The following is a 16,085-nucleotide window of genomic DNA, read 5'->3' as shown; positions in this document are numbered from 1 at the left end:
GGCGGTCGTCGAAGCAACTTCATTCCTCCAGGGAGCAGCTGGTGGCACTGCGGCTCATAGCAGGTCGGGCAGGAAGCGGCAAGACGCACTATTGCCAATCGGAAGTTTGCCGCCAATTAACGTCCAGTCGCCTCGAAGGCCCGCGGCTTATCATGCTCGTTCCCGAGCAGGCCGGCTTGCAGATGGAGCGTTCGCTGCTGTCGATGCTTTCTCCCCCGGCGCTGGGACGGTGCGACGTCCTGAGTTTCCGCCGACTGGCTCATCGCATCTTCAACGAGTCATCCGGCCCCACGCCCGCATTGATTACGCCGACTGGTCGCCAAATGGCCCTGCGATACATCATCGCCCGTCACTCCCGCAGGCTGCGAGAGTTCTCAAAGGTGTCGGATCGCGCCGGCTTTCTCGCCACCGTCGCGTCGGGAATCGTCGAGCTCTTGCAGGAGGCCGTCACGCCGGACCACCTCGAAAGCGCCGCTCGAGCCGCGGAAACCGAAAACGACCCAACGAGCCCGCGCCTGCACGACATGGCGATCATTTTCCGCGCCTATCTGGAGTACCTGGGGTCGCAGCGCGTCGATCCCGAGGCGGTCCTCGATCTGGCCCGGTCGCGCCTATCGAGCCTCGATTGGCCCGACGGCTCGCGAATCTGGATCGACGGTTTCGCTGGCCTGACGCAGCAGCAGATCCGCATGATCGTCGCGCTGGCCTCGCAGGCGGCACACGTCGATGTCGCCTTGCTCCTCGATCCGAGCATGCGACGCGTGGGCGATCTGGACGCCGCGCCGGATGACCTTTCTCTTTTTGCCAGAACCGAACGTACATGGTTTGCCTTGGCCCGCGCGGCGCGCGATGCCGGCGTGCATACAGATGAGCCCGTTATCTTGGGCGGCAAATCGTTGCCCCGGTTTTCCCGAACTGCCCAACTCGCCCGACTCGAGCGCAGCTTCTTCCATGTTTCGGCCTCAGGCGCCGATCCTCGGCCGGTCGAGTCATCGCGTGAAAGCGGCGTACATCTGATTCGCGTGCTTGATCGACGTGAGGAGGTAGAGGCCGCCGTCGCGGCGATCGTCGATATGGTCCAGCGCGATTCGTCCCCGCTGCGCTATCGCGACGTGGCGATCGTGGTGCGCGACTTGACGCCGTATCACGACCTCATATCGTCCGCACTGACGGCACGCGGCATCCCGTACTTCATCGACCGTCGCAGGCCGACCTTTCATCATCCGTTGGTCCAATTCGTCCGCGCCGTCCTGGGTATCCTCGGCGGCGCGCCGTTCGACCAGTGCATCCTCACCATCCTCAAAAGCGGGCTCTCCGGTCTGGAAGATGACGCGGCCGCCGCGATCGAGAACTACATCCTCGCCCACGGACTTTCGACCGCGGCCCTGTGGGAATCGGATTGGCCGTATCCTGTCCGCGCGGCAGGCTCTGATGCGCGAAGGACGCCTGAAAGCATTGCGTCTCTCAACGAAATCAACCAATCGAGGCGCAAGATCGCGGAGCGTCTCGGCGATTGGCTACCCGGCGATAAGGACAGGGCAATGCGTCCCACGTGTCAGCACCGGCTCGAAGGGCTGATGGAGGTGATGGATCGTTTCGCCGTGCGCGAGTCCATCGCGGGGTGGGCCGAGATCGCAGCGACGAGCGGTCGAATCGACGAAGCCGCAGAGCACGATCAGGTCTGGGACGATCTCATCAAGCTGCTCGACGAGGCCGCCGACACCCTCGGCGCCGAGCCGATGAGCGGCGCAAGATTCCGCGAGGTCATCGAGTCCGGCCTCGCCGACTTCACACTCGGCCTGGTTCCTTCGACCATCGATCAGGTGCTCGTCAGCTCGATTGAACGGAGCCGTCACCCGCCCGTCCGCGCCGTATTCGTTCTCGGTTTTTCGGAGGGGGTGTTTCCCGCGCGGATTGCGGAAGAGGCTATCTTTGCGGACGAGCATCGAACATGCCTTGAGCGATTCGGAGTCGCCCTCGGTGCGAAACAGACGAGCCGGCTTCTGGATGAGCGAATGCTGGCGTATATCGCGTTTACCCGCCCCAGCGAGTTTCTCTGGGTGAGTTATCCGCAGGCCGACGAGGAGGGCAAGGCGCTTGGCGCCTCTCCTTTCATGCCTGCACTGTGTGCTGCATCGGGTGCAGAAGTGATCGACGCGGCCGACTGGCTGCCTCAGGGGCGCTCGTGGCCGCCGGATGCGGCGATCATCAGCAGTGTCGGAGGACTGGCCTCCCACATCTCGGAACGCATGCGCGCTTCCGGTGAAGGACGGCTCGATCCGGCAGAGGCCGATTCGTGGCATGCCCTTTACGAATGGACGCGCAATTGCGAGTCATTGCATCCGACGATGACTGCCGCGCTGCGATCCTTGGGACGCCGCCCCGATGCGAGTTTGACCCTGCCCGCGCGACGCTTGTTGTGGAAGGAGCCCTATCGGATCAGCGTCACCGCGCTGGAGACCTACGCCGCATGCCCGTTTCAACATTTCGTCGGTTACGGACTGCGTCTCGAGCCGCGACCGCTGCACGAGCTCAGCCGTCTCGATCTCGGCAGAATCTATCACGATGTTTTGGAGCAATACGTCAACGAACTCAATGAGTCGGGCACGACGCTTGGCGAGGCCTCTCCTGACGAGATCGCCGGCAGCCTGTCGAGGATCATCCAACAGGCCGTTCCCCGGTATGCCGAGGAAATTCGACTCGATTCCGGCAAGATCGAACGGACCATCGCCCGTGGCGAACGCGAGTTGACCGTCGCCAAGGAAGGCGAGCGTTTCTCCCTCGGTGGGTCGAAGCTCAAGCCGATCGCGACCGAGCGAGCCTTCGGAATGTCCGGTGAAGACGGACTCCCCGCGCTCCTGTTGACGACGAAAGATGGAAAGACGATCGAGCTGCGCGGCAAGATGGATCGCGTCGATGTTCTTCAGGTCGGTGACACCAATCTGGCGGTCGTCTTTGACTACAAGCGGTCGCTCGGTCGATCCCTCAGGCTGGACGAAGCCTATCACGGCCTCGCCCTCCAGTTGCTTTCCTACCTGCTGGTGATCCGCGATCACGGCGACAAACTCGCGGGCGCAAAGCTCGTGCCCGGCGGTGCGTTCTATCTTCCCCTGCTTGCTGGTCTGAGGAAGGTGGATCACCCCTCGGACGTCGAGTCGGGCGACGCCTTGCCGCTGTCGGCTTTTCGTCCGCGCGGCGTCGTGGATTTCGACTGGATCAACGAGCTGGACCCGACGGTCGAGACAGGATGGAGCCAAAAATTCCTCGTGTACCGCAAAAAGGACGGCTCGCCGGGAAGCCTCGATGCCACCGACACCATTCCCTCGGGCAAGCTGCCGGAGCTGCTAGAGCACATGCGCAATCGGATGAGCGAGCTCGCGTCCCGATGGATCGGCGGGGACATCTCGGTGACACCGGCGATGCTCGGCACCTGGACGCCATGCGGCACCTGCGCATTCCGAGGCGTCTGCCGCATCGAGTACGCCACGCGAAATCTGAACCGCCTGGAGTCGATGAGTCGAGAAGATGTCTTCAAAAAGGTGGGTCGCGAAAATGAGTGAGATTCGCTGGACGCCATCACAGCAGGCCGCGCTGGATGCCATGGGCGGCAGCATTCTCGTTTCAGCGGCAGCCGGCAGCGGAAAGACCGCCGTTTTGGCCGAACGCTGCGCGCGATTGATCGCCGATGAAAAGCGGCCGTGCGGCGTCGATCGTCTGCTCGTCGTGACCTTCACCGATGCCGCGGCCGCCGAGATGCGAAGTCGGATCGGCGCCGCCCTTCGGAGTCGTCTGGAGCGAAGTCCCTCACACGCCCGGCTGCAGGGTCAACTAGCCCTGCTCGACTCCGCCCATATTTCGACGCTTCACTCCTTCTGCCGCCGGCTTCTTGCGCGTTTCTTCCCGCAGGCTGACCTTGACCCCCAGGTGCCGATCCTCAATCCGGCCGACGCACGGCTCATGCGCCAGGAAGCAGTAGAGGCGGTCTTCGATGATTACGAAGGCAAAAAGGACGCTGATGCGGAGGCGTTTTTCGATTTTCTCAGCGCCTATGGCGGGGCTTCCGAGCGCTTGCTGATGAAGCTCATTCAGCAATTGGATGAGTTCCTCGCTTCGTTGCCGGACCCCCAGGCCTGGATCGCTCAGGCAAACAAGCGGATGGGCTCGTCTGGGGATGCACTTTCGTTATTCTGGCTGGAGTGGCTTCTTGGCGAATTGCAGGAGGAACTCAGTCTCCAATCGACACTTCTCGCGGACTACATCCGCATGCTCTCCGACTGGCCGTCCTCTGCGACCGCGTCTGCCGATTGTCTCCGAGAATACGCCGCCGCGCTGGCGAGTTGGCAGTCGAGTCTGGGGACCATTCCCGATGCCGCGAAAGTGGATGACTTTTGCCTTCGGCTCATTCCCGACTTTCAGTTCCCTTCGCCGCCGCGCAAGGGCAAAAAGTTCAACGATCTGTCGGAGGTGGATAAACAGGCCTTCATCGACGCCGCGGAGCTCGTGCGGAAGATCAAAAAAGATCTCTTCGAAACTCGACTCAAGAAGCCGTTCGGCCGTTTCTCGGTTACAGATTGGGGCGAAGGGATCGACCGGACAAGGTCAAATGTCGCACTCCTCTTTCAGCTCGCGGTCGATTTCCGTGCCCGATATCAGGCGGCCAAGGCGGAACTCGGCGTCCTCGATTTCACCGATCTGGAACGTCGCGCGCTCGCGTTGTTGGCGGATGAGGCCAACGGCGTCGCGGCGCGCCTGCGCGACCAATTCGAGCATGTCCTGGTCGATGAGTTTCAGGACATCAATCCGGTCCAGGCGGAGATTCTTCGTCTCGTTAGTCGAGAGACCATTGCCCCGCGCCCGGCAAACATGTTCACTGTCGGCGATGTGAAGCAGAGCATTTATCGCTTCCGCCTCGCCGAGCCACGGCTGTTCCTCGATCGCAGGGCAGCCTTCCTTGCCGCCGCCGGTAAGCCCGAGAGTCGCGGTGTCGCGATCGACCTGGCCGACAACTTTCGCAGCCGCCCGATCCTGCTGGACGCCGTCAACGCTATCTTCGAGCGGCTGATGACACCGGAGCTGGGCGGGATTGCCTATGACGATTCCGCGAAGCTCCGCCCCGGCCGCAAAGAAACGGATTTCCGCCCCGCTGTCGGCCCGCCGTTGGAACTGCACCTGCTCGAAGACTTCGCTTCGGCGGCGAGCGACGACGCGCACGACACCGAAGACGCGACTGAGGATTCCGGCGCCGCCGAACTCGTCCGCATCGAGCGCGAGGCAATGGTCTGCGCCGAACGCATCAAGGATTGTATCGCTCAGGGATATGAATACGGCGACATCGTCATCCTCATGCGCTCCATGCAGGCCCGGGCAGGCCTTTTCATCCGCACCCTCGTTCGCTGCGGCATCCCGGTCTTCAGCGACACGTCCGGTGGATTGTTTGAGGCCCTGGAGGCGCAGGATGTCCTCTCGCTCCTCGCCGTCATCGACAACCCCTTGCAGGATATTCCACTCGCCGCAATCTTGCGGTCGCCGCTGTTCGGTACCCCGCTGAACGATTCCGAATTAGTGGAGATTCGCCGAAGCCCCAAGGCCAGCCCGCCGGGCGTCGCTTTCTGCGAAGCGGTCTGGACCTGTGCGGACAGCGGGGCAGATGCCGCTCTGCGGACCCGACTCGCGCGAATCCGCGATCAAATCGACAAATGGCGCCAAAGGGCACGGCACCGCCCGCTCGCCGAGACCATCTGGGATATCTACGAAGAAAGCGGCTACCTCGCCTACGTCAGCGGTCTGCGAGACGGTCTTCAGCGAAGAGCGAATCTCATCCGCATTCACGAATACGCCCGCCAATTCGGTTCGTTTCGCAAGCAGGGGCTGCTGCGATTCCTCCAATTCATCGACGGCGTCCGCGCGATGGGCGAAGACCTCGAGCCCGGATCAGTCATGACCGGTCCGCAGGATGTTGTTCGAGTCATGACCATCCACCGCAGCAAGGGTCTGGAATACCCCGTCGTCATCGTGGCGGAATTGGGCAAGCGATTCAATCTATCCGATTGTCGTGGATCGATCTTGTTCGATCGCGAGTTGGGTGTCGGCATGGAGGCGGTCGATCTCAAGAAGCGAATTCGCTACGAGTCGTTGCCGCACCGCATGGTCGCCGAGGCCGTCAAGCGACAGTCGCTCGCCGAGGAGCTTCGCGTGCTCTACGTGGCGATGACCCGCGCCAAAGAGCGCCTCATCGCGATAGGAACAAAGCGCCTCAGCCGGATCGACGAGTGGCGAGCTCGGCTTGCAAGCCACATCGGCCCGTTGTCGGTGGCCGATCGGCGTTCGGCCACGAGCGCCCTCGACTGGGTGACTCAGGCGCTCGCCTGTCACCCCTCGGCATGGGCTGATGCGAAGGACAATGGCAGTGACGAGCGGTTCTTCGTGCGCGTGTACGACGCTGCGGAGATGGGGCGCTGGCAACTGGAGCCGCCCGTCAAAGCCGACGTCGCGAGCCGCCTGGAAAAGATCGCCGCCTTCGACAAGCTCGACTTTTCGGCAACAGCCGCGGATGCCGATTCGGGTGCATGGGTCAAACTCATCGAGCGCCGCCTGACCAGTACCTATCCCGCCCAGGCCATGACGCGCGTGCCGGCCGTGGCCGCCGCGAGCGTGCTCAAGCGGCGCTGGAATGCTCTGGAGGATGCCGATGATCCGGCTCACCCGTGGCATTCCTCGCAGGGGGCGGGTACGAAGCGTGAAATCGATGCAAGCCGACTTCGCTCGCCGTCTTTCCGATCCACCGAGGCGTCCATCGACCAGACCCAGCGCGGCACATGGACACACGAATTCCTCCAGCGCGTCGAACTGACGCAGCCCTGCGATGAAGCAAATCTCCAGGATCAACTCGCGTCCATCATTCAGGCCGGCGATCTCCTTCAGGTCGAAGGCGATCAGATTGATCTTGCGGCTCTGGCATGGTTTTTCACCACCGATCTTGGCCGACGAATTCGCGATTCGCGGGTAATCGTCCATCGCGAGTGGCCCTTTGTCATCGGCGTGGATCCCGCCCGCTACGATCCCGCGGCAAGGCAAGCCGATCGGCAGGATGTCATGCTGGTGCGCGGCATCGTCGATTGTCTGTTCGATTCCGGCGATGGTCTGGAAATCCTCGATTACAAGACCGATCGCGTCACAGGCGAAGGTGTGGCTCAAAGGGCCGCCGCATACGCGGGCCAATTGCGCATCTACGCCAATGCCGTGGAAATGACCTGGGGCCGGCCTGTCCACCGGCTGCATCTGGCTTTTCTCACCGCGCGCCAGATCGTCGAAGTGGCGCCAGAATCAGCTACACAGGTCGAATAGGAACCCAATCGATCTGCTCGACTGCCACATGGCTGAATTATTGGCAGGTGCTTTGGCTCTGCTGGGCCGGAGAGAGAATGCGGGGACTGGGGGTCCCCGGCACTCCAAACATCAGATGAGTCTGATGATTAGAAACCGTAGCCCGGCATCCACGCCTCATTGCGTCCGGTGCCTGACCACAACGAGTTGTTTCCGTCAAATGCATAGCTGCCGTCGTTACGAACGCGATATCCGAGGTTCGCGGGCAGTTCCAGGGAGGCATGCGTGTCGACAAACAGGACGGCGGACTTGCCGAGGTGACGGGGATCGGCGGCCGTTCGCTCATCCGGAAAGCCTGCCGACTCACCCAGGGCCTGGTCGATTCTCGGCGGATCGAGGTTGAATCCCTCGTTGCCCATCCCGTGTGGATTGCGGCCGTTGTTTTCGTAGGGTACGCGGTCCTTCGCGGCGACGGTGGCGGCGGTGCCCATGCAGTCTGCAACCGCCACGGTGCGTGAGGTGTCGTGAATGCGCGTGACGCTGACCGGCCAGTTCTTGAACGAAGTTGGATCTGCGGAATCGCTGATTCGTGAATTGCCGAGGAATTGGTAATTATATCCATATGCCCCGTTGCGCTCGTCCGTCCAGTTCGGCACGCCGGGGCAGACATAGACCTTGCTCGAGTAGTTCTGCTGATCGCCGGGCTCGCCAAATCGATCGATCGTATTCTTCGAAGCCATCGGGTCGTCGAACGCCGCCAGATTGACGTTGGTTCCCATCATCGCCAGAAAAGTCGGCCGATACTTCCAGCCACCCTTCACCAGTGCGCGCCAATTGTCATTGTTCAGCTTCGGCAGTCGACCGGGAACAAGCTGGTCTTGATGGTCGGTGGAATACATCGTCAGGCCCTGCCCAAGCGTGCGCAGGTTGGCCAGGCACACATTGCTGATGCCGCTTTGCCTCGCTGAGGACAGGGCGGGCAGCAGCAGAGCGATGATGATCGCGATGATGGAAATAACAACGAGGAGTTCGATCAGCGTAAAGGCATGGTGCTCAACGGCTAACGTACGTCTTTCTTTCCGGCATTTCATTCGATTTAGTCTAGCAACCTGTACCGATCGATTCAAATGTCCGCAAACAATGCCCTTTTCATCCGCGCAGGGGCCTGGCACAGTTTTCTTGAAAACAGTCGGCGAATTCTTCGCAAAGCGGACTAAGCCCGGCAGTCTGGAGAACCGATGGGTGCAGCAAGGCAAACGAGTCACAAACGACGGGGGCCAGCAAATGGAACGACGAAGAGAAATTCGCACAGAAGCTGACGAGGTCATCCGCTGGAAGCGGCCCGGGCGCATCGAAGATCACCGCGCATGGACCGTGGACAACTCGCCCTCGGGCCTCGGCTTTCTCACGCACGCTTTGCACGCATTGACCCCGGGCGACGAACTCCATCTTCGCCGCAAAGACGACGGCATGTGGGCCCCGCTGGAACGAAACGTGCGGATCGCTCGCATCACGCCGACCTCAAGTCCGGAACTGGTACTTGTGGGCTGCGCCATTAGCGATCAGTCGGAACCGGTCGCCTATGAACCCCGCCGCCCTTGGTAGGTATTCGGAAAACGCCGTGTGCCTGCATCTGCGGCTCGAATCACTCGCAAGAAAATACGAAGACGCTATCCGGCCAGTGCGTGCGACGGCTCGCGCGAAACGATCTCAAGCATGTCCACCTTCAATTGGCGAATCTTCTCGTCCTTGTAGAGCCACTTGGGATAGCTTCGAGTGGCAGGCGCAGTCTTCGTGGCGTGCGCAAGGACAAAGGCGTTCCAGTACGGCTCGGCAAGCCCAAATCCTCGTCGTTGATCGGCGACCAACCGCTTGAACAGCCAGCGCTTCCACCACTTCCAGTAAGTTGGCGGGTCCTGAACAATCGACGTGAGGACGTCCACCCGCCAGCCGGTGCCCTCAAGCAGTTCGCCGATTTCCGGCGGCGTGTACAGTCGCCAATGTCCCTCGGAGCTGGGCCAGTGAATTCGCATGGGCATCGGATGCCCGCGCAGCATGGAGTGCGTCGCCTGAAAGCTGATGGCGTTGTCGGTGATAAGACTGACGGTCGCCCCCGGAGCGGATACGCGATTCAGTTCGTAGAGCGAGAATTCCGGATCGCTGCGCAGATGCTCCATGCAGCCCCAATAGACGCAGAGGCCGAACTCCCCATCAACAAACGGCCAGGAGCCGCTCTCAATGTCGTGCTCAATCAGCGTAAAACCATACTGGGCGTCGCCGTTGGGATGCCTTCGAACCCGTCGCTGACGAACGCCTTCCCGACTGGTCGGCGCGCAAAGGCAGGTGACATCGCTCCATCCCAACTCGCCCGCAAGATAGGGCACCTCAAGTCCCCACGATCCGATCACGAGGCACTTCTTGTTCTCGCCCGCCCGCGGAAGTCGCGTCAGCGATTCGTGCAGACGCTGGGCGTGGCAAAGCAAATACTGGGCCTCGCCCCGCGCGCTGGAGGGCTGATCGACGTACTCTTTCGTGACGAGCCAGTTCAGGGTTTGTCGAACGGCGCGGCCATAGGTGGACGGCGGCTTATGAGCCATGGGGGTTCTCAAGTCGGAAATTCGTTCGGTCTATCGGGCATTCATATCAATACTGATCGACCGTTCGACCATTCCGTCGCCAGATGGGCGAAAAGGTGCTCCGTGAGGTGAAGCCAGCCGCGCAGATTGTGCGCCCCATGCGTCTAGAAGCCGACGAATTCTATCGCGGCGGTTGTCGTCCGAGCTTCAATCCGACCGCCGCCGCCATTGAGAACGCCGCGCAGAAACCCGGCTCCGGTGGTGATGTCGGACACGAGGAATCCCGTCAGGTCCGCGGAGATCACGCCGCCCGTGCTGGTGAGGTCAAGTGCAGCCGTAGTCTTGCGCCCGATTGCCATCTGAATCGGAGCGTTCGTCGTCGTCACGCTGATCGCGCCGGTGATCGATGGTTCCAGGCGAACCGAAACCGCCGCCTCCGAGGTGGTGAGTTGTACATTTCCGGAAATGGAACGGGCCTGGATCGGCCGGTTGCTCGTGCGTGCAACCAGGCTGCCGACGATGTTGTCGAGCGTCACGGCCCCATTGGCCGTCTGAATTTCAACGTTTCCGACAAGGTCGATGATCTCAACCGGCGCATTCTCCGCAAAGACTTCAATGTTCGCCCCTGCCGGAAGAACCAGCCGAATGTCGAATGCAATGTCGGTCGAAGCCAGGCTCGGCGAATAGCTCGCCTTGATATCCAGCCGCGTGTTATCAACAAACGACCGCTGGGCCTTCACCACCGATTCGCTCAGTTGCTTCTCCATCGCCTCCCGACTGATCCCGTCGGGAATGATCGTCTCTGTAACTCTCAGCGATGAACTGCCGTCGAGGCTCTGCGAAATCGACACCCGACCGGTGGGGATGTCCACTCGGACGATTCTCACGTCGGTGAAATCCACCGAAATCGTCGTTCGTTCAATTTTGGGGTTCGTCGGATCGATGCCGTCCGGAATGTTCAGGTTCGCCCCGGCGTCGAGGTAGGAGGTCGCCGACGTATCACAGCCGACCCCGGCTGCCGTGGCCATGCAAATGACTAGAATAATCAGGTTGAGCTTGCTCAAGAGTACGCTCCTTCGCAGGGCCGATTGCGGCCGGTTTCTTCGCCATGTCCTCGTTCCGACTTATCGGCCATTGGACGTGTTCGCTGAAGCAACCAGTCCGGCGCAGGATTCGCACCGGCACGAATTGCAGAACGTGAGTTTTCCGCCCGCGATGGCCGGGTTTACCCGGATTTGGCATAAATGGGTATTATCTCTTGTTGCCCCGTCAGTCATGATGAATCGCGCCCCATATAGCATGAGGCCGTAAGCACGTAGAGGTGACATCTTGAACGTAAACGACTACGGAACAACGCAGGTGCATTTGCCCAGCCGTCGATTACCCTTGCTCGGGGGTGTGCTGCTCGGCCTGGCCGGTGGCTGGCTCCTGGTCGGACAGATTCGCGGTGCAGGCGTTTCGTCCAACGCAGCTCCCAGGATCGTGACCGCCCGGGGAGAACTGGCCAGTGACGAGAAATCCACCATCGACCTTTTCCAGACCTCCTCCAGGTCGGTCGTCTATATCACCAGCAAAGCCGTCCGTCGGGAGCCGATCGGGATGTTTCGTGTCCTCGAAGTTCCCGAAGAGGGCACCGGCTCCGGGTTCATCTGGGATGAGCAGGGCCACATTGTCACAAATTTTCACGTCATTCGCGGCGCGGAGGAGGTACTCGTCCGACTCTCCGATCGGTCGAGTTGGAAGGCCAGACTCGTCGGGGTCGAGCCGTCCAATGACATCGCCGTCCTTGCCATCGAGGCGCCGGCGGGCGACTTGCGACCCGTGCCGGTCGGCCGCTCCAGCGATCTTCAGGTCGGACAGAAGGTGTTCGCCATCGGCAATCCCTTTGGATTCGATCAGACGCTCACGACCGGCATCGTCAGTGCCCTCGGCCGATCCATCCGCAATCCGATGGGACAAACGATCGACGGCGTGATCCAGACCGACGCCGCCATCAACCCGGGAAACTCCGGTGGGCCGCTTCTCGATAGCGCCGGCCGGCTCATCGGCATGAACACAATGATCTACAGCCCCTCCGGCACCAGCGCGGGAATCGGCTTCGCCGTGCCGGTCGACACAGTTAACGAAGTCGTTCCGCAGCTCATCGCCCACGGCCGCGTAATCCGGCCCTACCTTGGCATCACCATGGTGCCAGATAACTACGTTCGTGCATGGGGTCTTAAGGGCGTCTTGATTGAGTCGGTCGTGGAGGGAACCGGCGCCGCCGAGGCTCGCCTGCGACCCACGCGAGTGGCTCGTGACGGCCACATTCTTCTGGGCGACTTGATTGTCGGGATCAACGACGCACCGGTGGCCTCATACGATGACCTCCGCGCAGCCCTTGAAAACTACAAACCGGGTGAAGTCGTGACCGTACGCTTTATCCGCGACAACATGGAACAGACCGCGAAAGTCAAGCTCCAGGCCGCGAACTAGCAGCGCCCGGGTGCGATCAGCCTCGCGCCCTTGACCTTTATCGTCGCCATGTCCTACGGGCATCCGCCGCCCAGCAGACAATCGACGAAGGGCGCCACGTCGTCCTGATCGACGTCGTTGTCAGGAACAAGCTCGACGTCTCCGGCGCACTTTTCTCTCGCCAGCCCGGCACCTCCGGCGAGCAGGTCAACAAATCTCTGAAGATCGAGCCCGTCGACGAAGCCGTTGTCGTTCACATCGCCTTTGGTGCACGTGACCGTGACTTCAAATCCGCCCGGCATGCTGGCCAAGTTGTTGTCCGGATCTTTGAGATCCACGTCCCAGAAACCGACCTCCGCGCCGAATAGATCAAACATGCACGTGATATGCGATGAGTCGACAACGTTGACGTTTTTCGCATCGATATCCGGGTAACCCGGGCGGGTCAGCTTCACAAACGTCATGCCGCTGGTCTGAAAGTTCGTCCCCAACAGCTCGGTAATCTGCACCACCGTATCGGCTTCACCGGATGGCGGCGTGATCGACTCGATCGTGGGCAGCGGAATGAACGGACTGACGTCGCCGGTGGCCACCAGTGCGTAGCCCTGTGGGCCCGGTGTGTTCACAGTCGCCGCATCCACACGCACTGTGTACGTCCCCAACTCCGGCGTGTTGATGAGCACTTGTTCGGTATTGTTGATCAGGTCCGCGGATCCACCTGTTGTCGACTGCCCGCCGGCAAACACATTGCCCTGATAGACGAGGCTCGTCGGAGAGGTCACGGTCAGGTTGAGATTATTGATATACGCCGGATTCGCGTTGACCGCGGCTTCCTTCTCCGTCCACACCAGGCTGAGCTTGAGCGACTCCGCGTTGTCATTGACGAACACCGTGTACTCGCGCGATTGCCCCGTGGTCAACCCCGATGCATTGCGAAGGTCCTCCAGCACAATGAGCTTCCTTGCATCACCCCCAAAATAGAGCGCATTCTCAAGCAGCACGCGACCCCAGCCCTCGCGCGTCGCCGGAAAACCGGACACCCCGGACATATCGACCGCCGAATTCGTCAGCGTCGCGCGAATCAGCGCACCGGTCGGCGTAAACCCGTCGCCAGGCACGGCCGCGCCGCTCGGATAAAATCCGTCCATGAAATACTGACGGACAAGAAGCGCCGCGCCGGCCACCGCAGGGCACGCCATCGAATTCCCGGTAAACCCGCTGCTGGTGAAGCCGCAGGCGCTCCCGGAACTGCTCGAAAGTGTGGAACATCCCGGAGCGGTCAGCTCCGGCTTGCGCCGGCCGTCCTGTGTCGGGGCAAACCCCACGCTGGAGCACTGGCTGCCCTGGTTCGGCGTATCGCTGGTCAGCGCGACGCCGATGACATTCTTCGCGTTCTCCGGCTGATAGACCGCGGCATTCACGTTGGTCACGGCGAACAACACCACGTCGTCCTCGTTATTGAACGTGAAAAGGTCGATATCTCGGCACCAGGTGATGTACGTCCTCGATCCGTCGTTTCCCCAACTATTGCTGTGTACGCTCGCACCGGAGTTATGATCTTGAACCAGCTTGGAGTTGAGATTCGACGACGTCACCGTGCCGAGGTTCGTAAACGCCATCTTCGCCAGGTACGCCATGCCGCGGTTTGCCGTCGTCCCGTTGATCGGCTCCTCATCACCCAGGAAAGTGCCCGCGGTATGCGTTCCGTGAGAGTCCGCCGCTGTGCTTCCAAAGTAGGCGACGATTTTCCGATGGCTCGGACCGATTGGATTTCCGCCCGGGTCGGCAAATGAGCAGTGCGTCTGCCGCACGCCGCCGTCGATATGCCCGCCGACCTGGCCCTCACCGTGAATGCCGTGGTCCCAGACCGTGGTCGAATTCAGCACGTTGGTCTGCAGAATCCATTTGTTCGTCGAGTTTCGCAGGACGATCTCCGGAGCCTCTTCCACCCACTGCACCGCCGCGATGTCCGCCAGTTTTGCGTGGTCGACCAGCGGCATTTCCACCTCGATCGCCGCGCCGCGTTCGTTGTCAACGGCGTCCCGAACGATCACACCGGCAATCCGCTGAATCTCTGCCAGCGCCTTTTCCATGTCCTCCCCGGCAAACAGGGCAACCGTAAGCACCGCGTCCCCTCGTGCCGCGATGATCTGCCGCTCATCGGTCTCAAACGCCCGCATGCCGATTGAAGGATCGACCTTCCACGACTTCTCAAAAGGCCCGACCCAGCGGACGAACGGCACATCGCCGAACTTCGCCGTCACGTCGTAGCCCGCGGGCAGCTTGACGATATAAGCATTCGCCGGAAGGTACTGACCGAGTTCGACACCAACGCCGCGCAGTGCCTCCACGCGATTGGGCGTCAGCGCCCCATCCAACTGAACCACGAAATGCCCCGCTCCCGAAAGCACCGCCGGGCCCGCTCGTGAAATGGATCGCGACGCATCGAGGTCAATTTTGCCGGCGCGAAGATGAAGCGCGGTCGGCTCAAGCGACTGCGTGGCCATCTCGATGGGGGCGACGGGTTGGGCAGCCCGGCTCACCGTGGAAAGTATTGAATAGACCGCTACCGTCAACAGGCTGAGCGCGAAACGCTGCATGGACGTGTCTCTCCGTTGTAGGAATAAAAAGCATGGCGGCACCGGTAGTGCCAATCACCCACTCCACAGGATCGGTCCTGCTCTCCACTGGTCCTATCGGTCTGAGGAATTCGGCTCCTGACGAGAACTCGCCCTGAGCATCGGTTGGCCCGTTGTGATGCTGGGTAGTGACGTTAGGGGGGGCTCGATTCGGTCCACCCACCGACCTGACCGTTTGTAACAGTGTACCGGTTTGGGAAGTGCAATAAAAGTGCAGACAGAGTCCGTGGGCAGGCACGGCCGGATGATCAGGTCCTGCCGTCCGGCCTTGGTTCATGTGGATAGAGGCACACCAGACGCATCCGAAGCGCACGGATTTCCGCCAATTACCCAGATCCTTCCTCTCCAAACTCGCCAATCCCCAGAGGGCAAAAGGTCAGATATCGGGCGCAACAAGCTAGCCCGAATATTTCATCAGGTCGGCGTTGAATAGGAATAGAAAAAGCCTCGAAGCCTTGTAGACTGGGGTTTCTTAAGAACATTCCGGTCCATAGGCAGGGAGGCTTTTTCGTGACAGACTGTAACAGCAAACCGATGTTCTTTTCCAGTCTCGGCCGCAAGAAAATCGTGGCCGATTTCACAGGCGGAACGCTCACCTCAGACGCCGGGGGTCTGTTGCTTCGGGAAGTCGAGCGGCTGGTTCAGGGGCCCAACGTTCGATTCGTGGTGACCAACCTGACCGACCGCACGCCGAACGATATCTACGACGGTCTGTACACGGCCCGCGGCGACATGGAGAACCGCATCAAGGAGCAGCAGCTCGGGCTCTTCGCCGATCGCACCAGTTGCCACGCCTTCCTGGCCAATCAGTTCCGGCTGCTGTTGTCCTCGGCGGCCTACGTCCTGGTGGAAACGCTGCGCCGCACGGCCCTGGCCGGCACCGAACTGGCCGAGGCCCAGGTGAACACCATTCGCCTGAAACTCTTCAAGGTCGCCGCGCGGGTGGTCGTCTCCGTGCGCCGCGTCGTACTGCGACTGTCGAGCAGCTGCCCCCTGCAGGACCTGTGGCGATCCCTGGTTCCACGACTCCGCCTGATCCCGCCCGCCCCATCATGACCCGAAAAACAACCTGATCACCGCTTGGGGGTAAGGG

Annotated in this window: 9 protein-coding genes; 5 read left to right on the top strand and 4 right to left on the bottom strand. The window is 61.2% G+C overall.

What is annotated here, in order from left to right; all coding sequences use genetic code 11:
- The first annotated feature begins 41 nt into the window (after positions 1 to 41).
- Positions 42 to 3,560, top strand: coding sequence for a PD-(D/E)XK nuclease family protein (locus HS101_00775; protein MBE7504801.1), 3,519 nt, complete (start codon positions 42 to 44; stop codon positions 3,558 to 3,560).
- Positions 3,553 to 7,344: a helicase-exonuclease AddAB subunit AddA gene (gene addA / locus HS101_00770; protein MBE7504800.1), complete on the top strand. Its 3,792-nt coding sequence runs from the start codon at positions 3,553 to 3,555 to the stop codon at positions 7,342 to 7,344. Before HS101_00775 ends, addA begins: the two co-directional genes overlap by 8 nt.
- Before the next feature lie 128 nt (positions 7,345 to 7,472).
- On the opposite strand, the gene HS101_00765 is transcribed toward addA, so the two are convergent.
- The gene (locus HS101_00765; GenBank protein ID MBE7504799.1) at positions 7,473 to 8,414 is read right to left on the bottom strand and encodes a prepilin-type N-terminal cleavage/methylation domain-containing protein; all 942 of its coding nucleotides are present in this window, start codon (positions 8,412 to 8,414) and stop codon (positions 7,473 to 7,475) included.
- A gap of 193 nt (positions 8,415 to 8,607) precedes the next feature.
- On the opposite strand from HS101_00765, the gene HS101_00760 reads away from it, so the two are divergent.
- Complete coding sequence (locus tag HS101_00760) at positions 8,608 to 8,928, top strand: hypothetical protein (GenBank protein ID MBE7504798.1); 321 nt, start codon at positions 8,608 to 8,610, stop codon at positions 8,926 to 8,928.
- Between the two features lie 65 nt (positions 8,929 to 8,993).
- On the opposite strand, the gene HS101_00755 is transcribed toward HS101_00760, so the two are convergent.
- Both HS101_00755 and HS101_00750 read right to left on the bottom strand, forming a co-directional pair.
- Positions 8,994 to 9,920: a hypothetical protein gene (locus tag HS101_00755; GenBank protein ID MBE7504797.1), complete on the bottom strand. Its 927-nt coding sequence runs from the start codon at positions 9,918 to 9,920 to the stop codon at positions 8,994 to 8,996.
- 143 nt (positions 9,921 to 10,063) lie between these two features.
- A complete protein-coding gene (locus HS101_00750) occupies positions 10,064 to 10,963 on the bottom strand; it encodes a hypothetical protein (protein MBE7504796.1) in 900 nt (299 codons plus the stop codon).
- A gap of 295 nt (positions 10,964 to 11,258) precedes the next feature.
- Here HS101_00750 and HS101_00745 point away from each other — a divergent pair, with 295 nt between their 5' ends.
- A complete protein-coding gene (locus HS101_00745) occupies positions 11,259 to 12,374 on the top strand; it encodes a trypsin-like peptidase domain-containing protein (GenBank protein MBE7504795.1) in 1,116 nt (371 codons plus the stop codon).
- Positions 12,375 to 12,427: 53 nt separating this feature from the next.
- Here HS101_00745 and HS101_00740 read toward each other — a convergent pair whose 3' ends face one another.
- The gene (locus tag HS101_00740; protein MBE7504794.1) at positions 12,428 to 14,953 is read right to left on the bottom strand and encodes a S8 family serine peptidase; all 2,526 of its coding nucleotides are present in this window, start codon (positions 14,951 to 14,953) and stop codon (positions 12,428 to 12,430) included.
- 573 nt (positions 14,954 to 15,526) lie between these two features.
- On the opposite strand from HS101_00740, the gene HS101_00735 reads away from it, so the two are divergent.
- A complete protein-coding gene (locus HS101_00735) occupies positions 15,527 to 16,048 on the top strand; it encodes a transposase (protein ID MBE7504793.1) in 522 nt (173 codons plus the stop codon).
- Positions 16,049 to 16,085: the final 37 nt, after the last annotated feature.

This window comes from Planctomycetia bacterium (assembly GCA_015075745.1).
Classification (GTDB): Bacteria; Planctomycetota; Phycisphaerae; order UBA1845; family UTPLA1; genus UTPLA1.
This window is presented reverse-complemented; position numbering and strand designations above follow the sequence as displayed.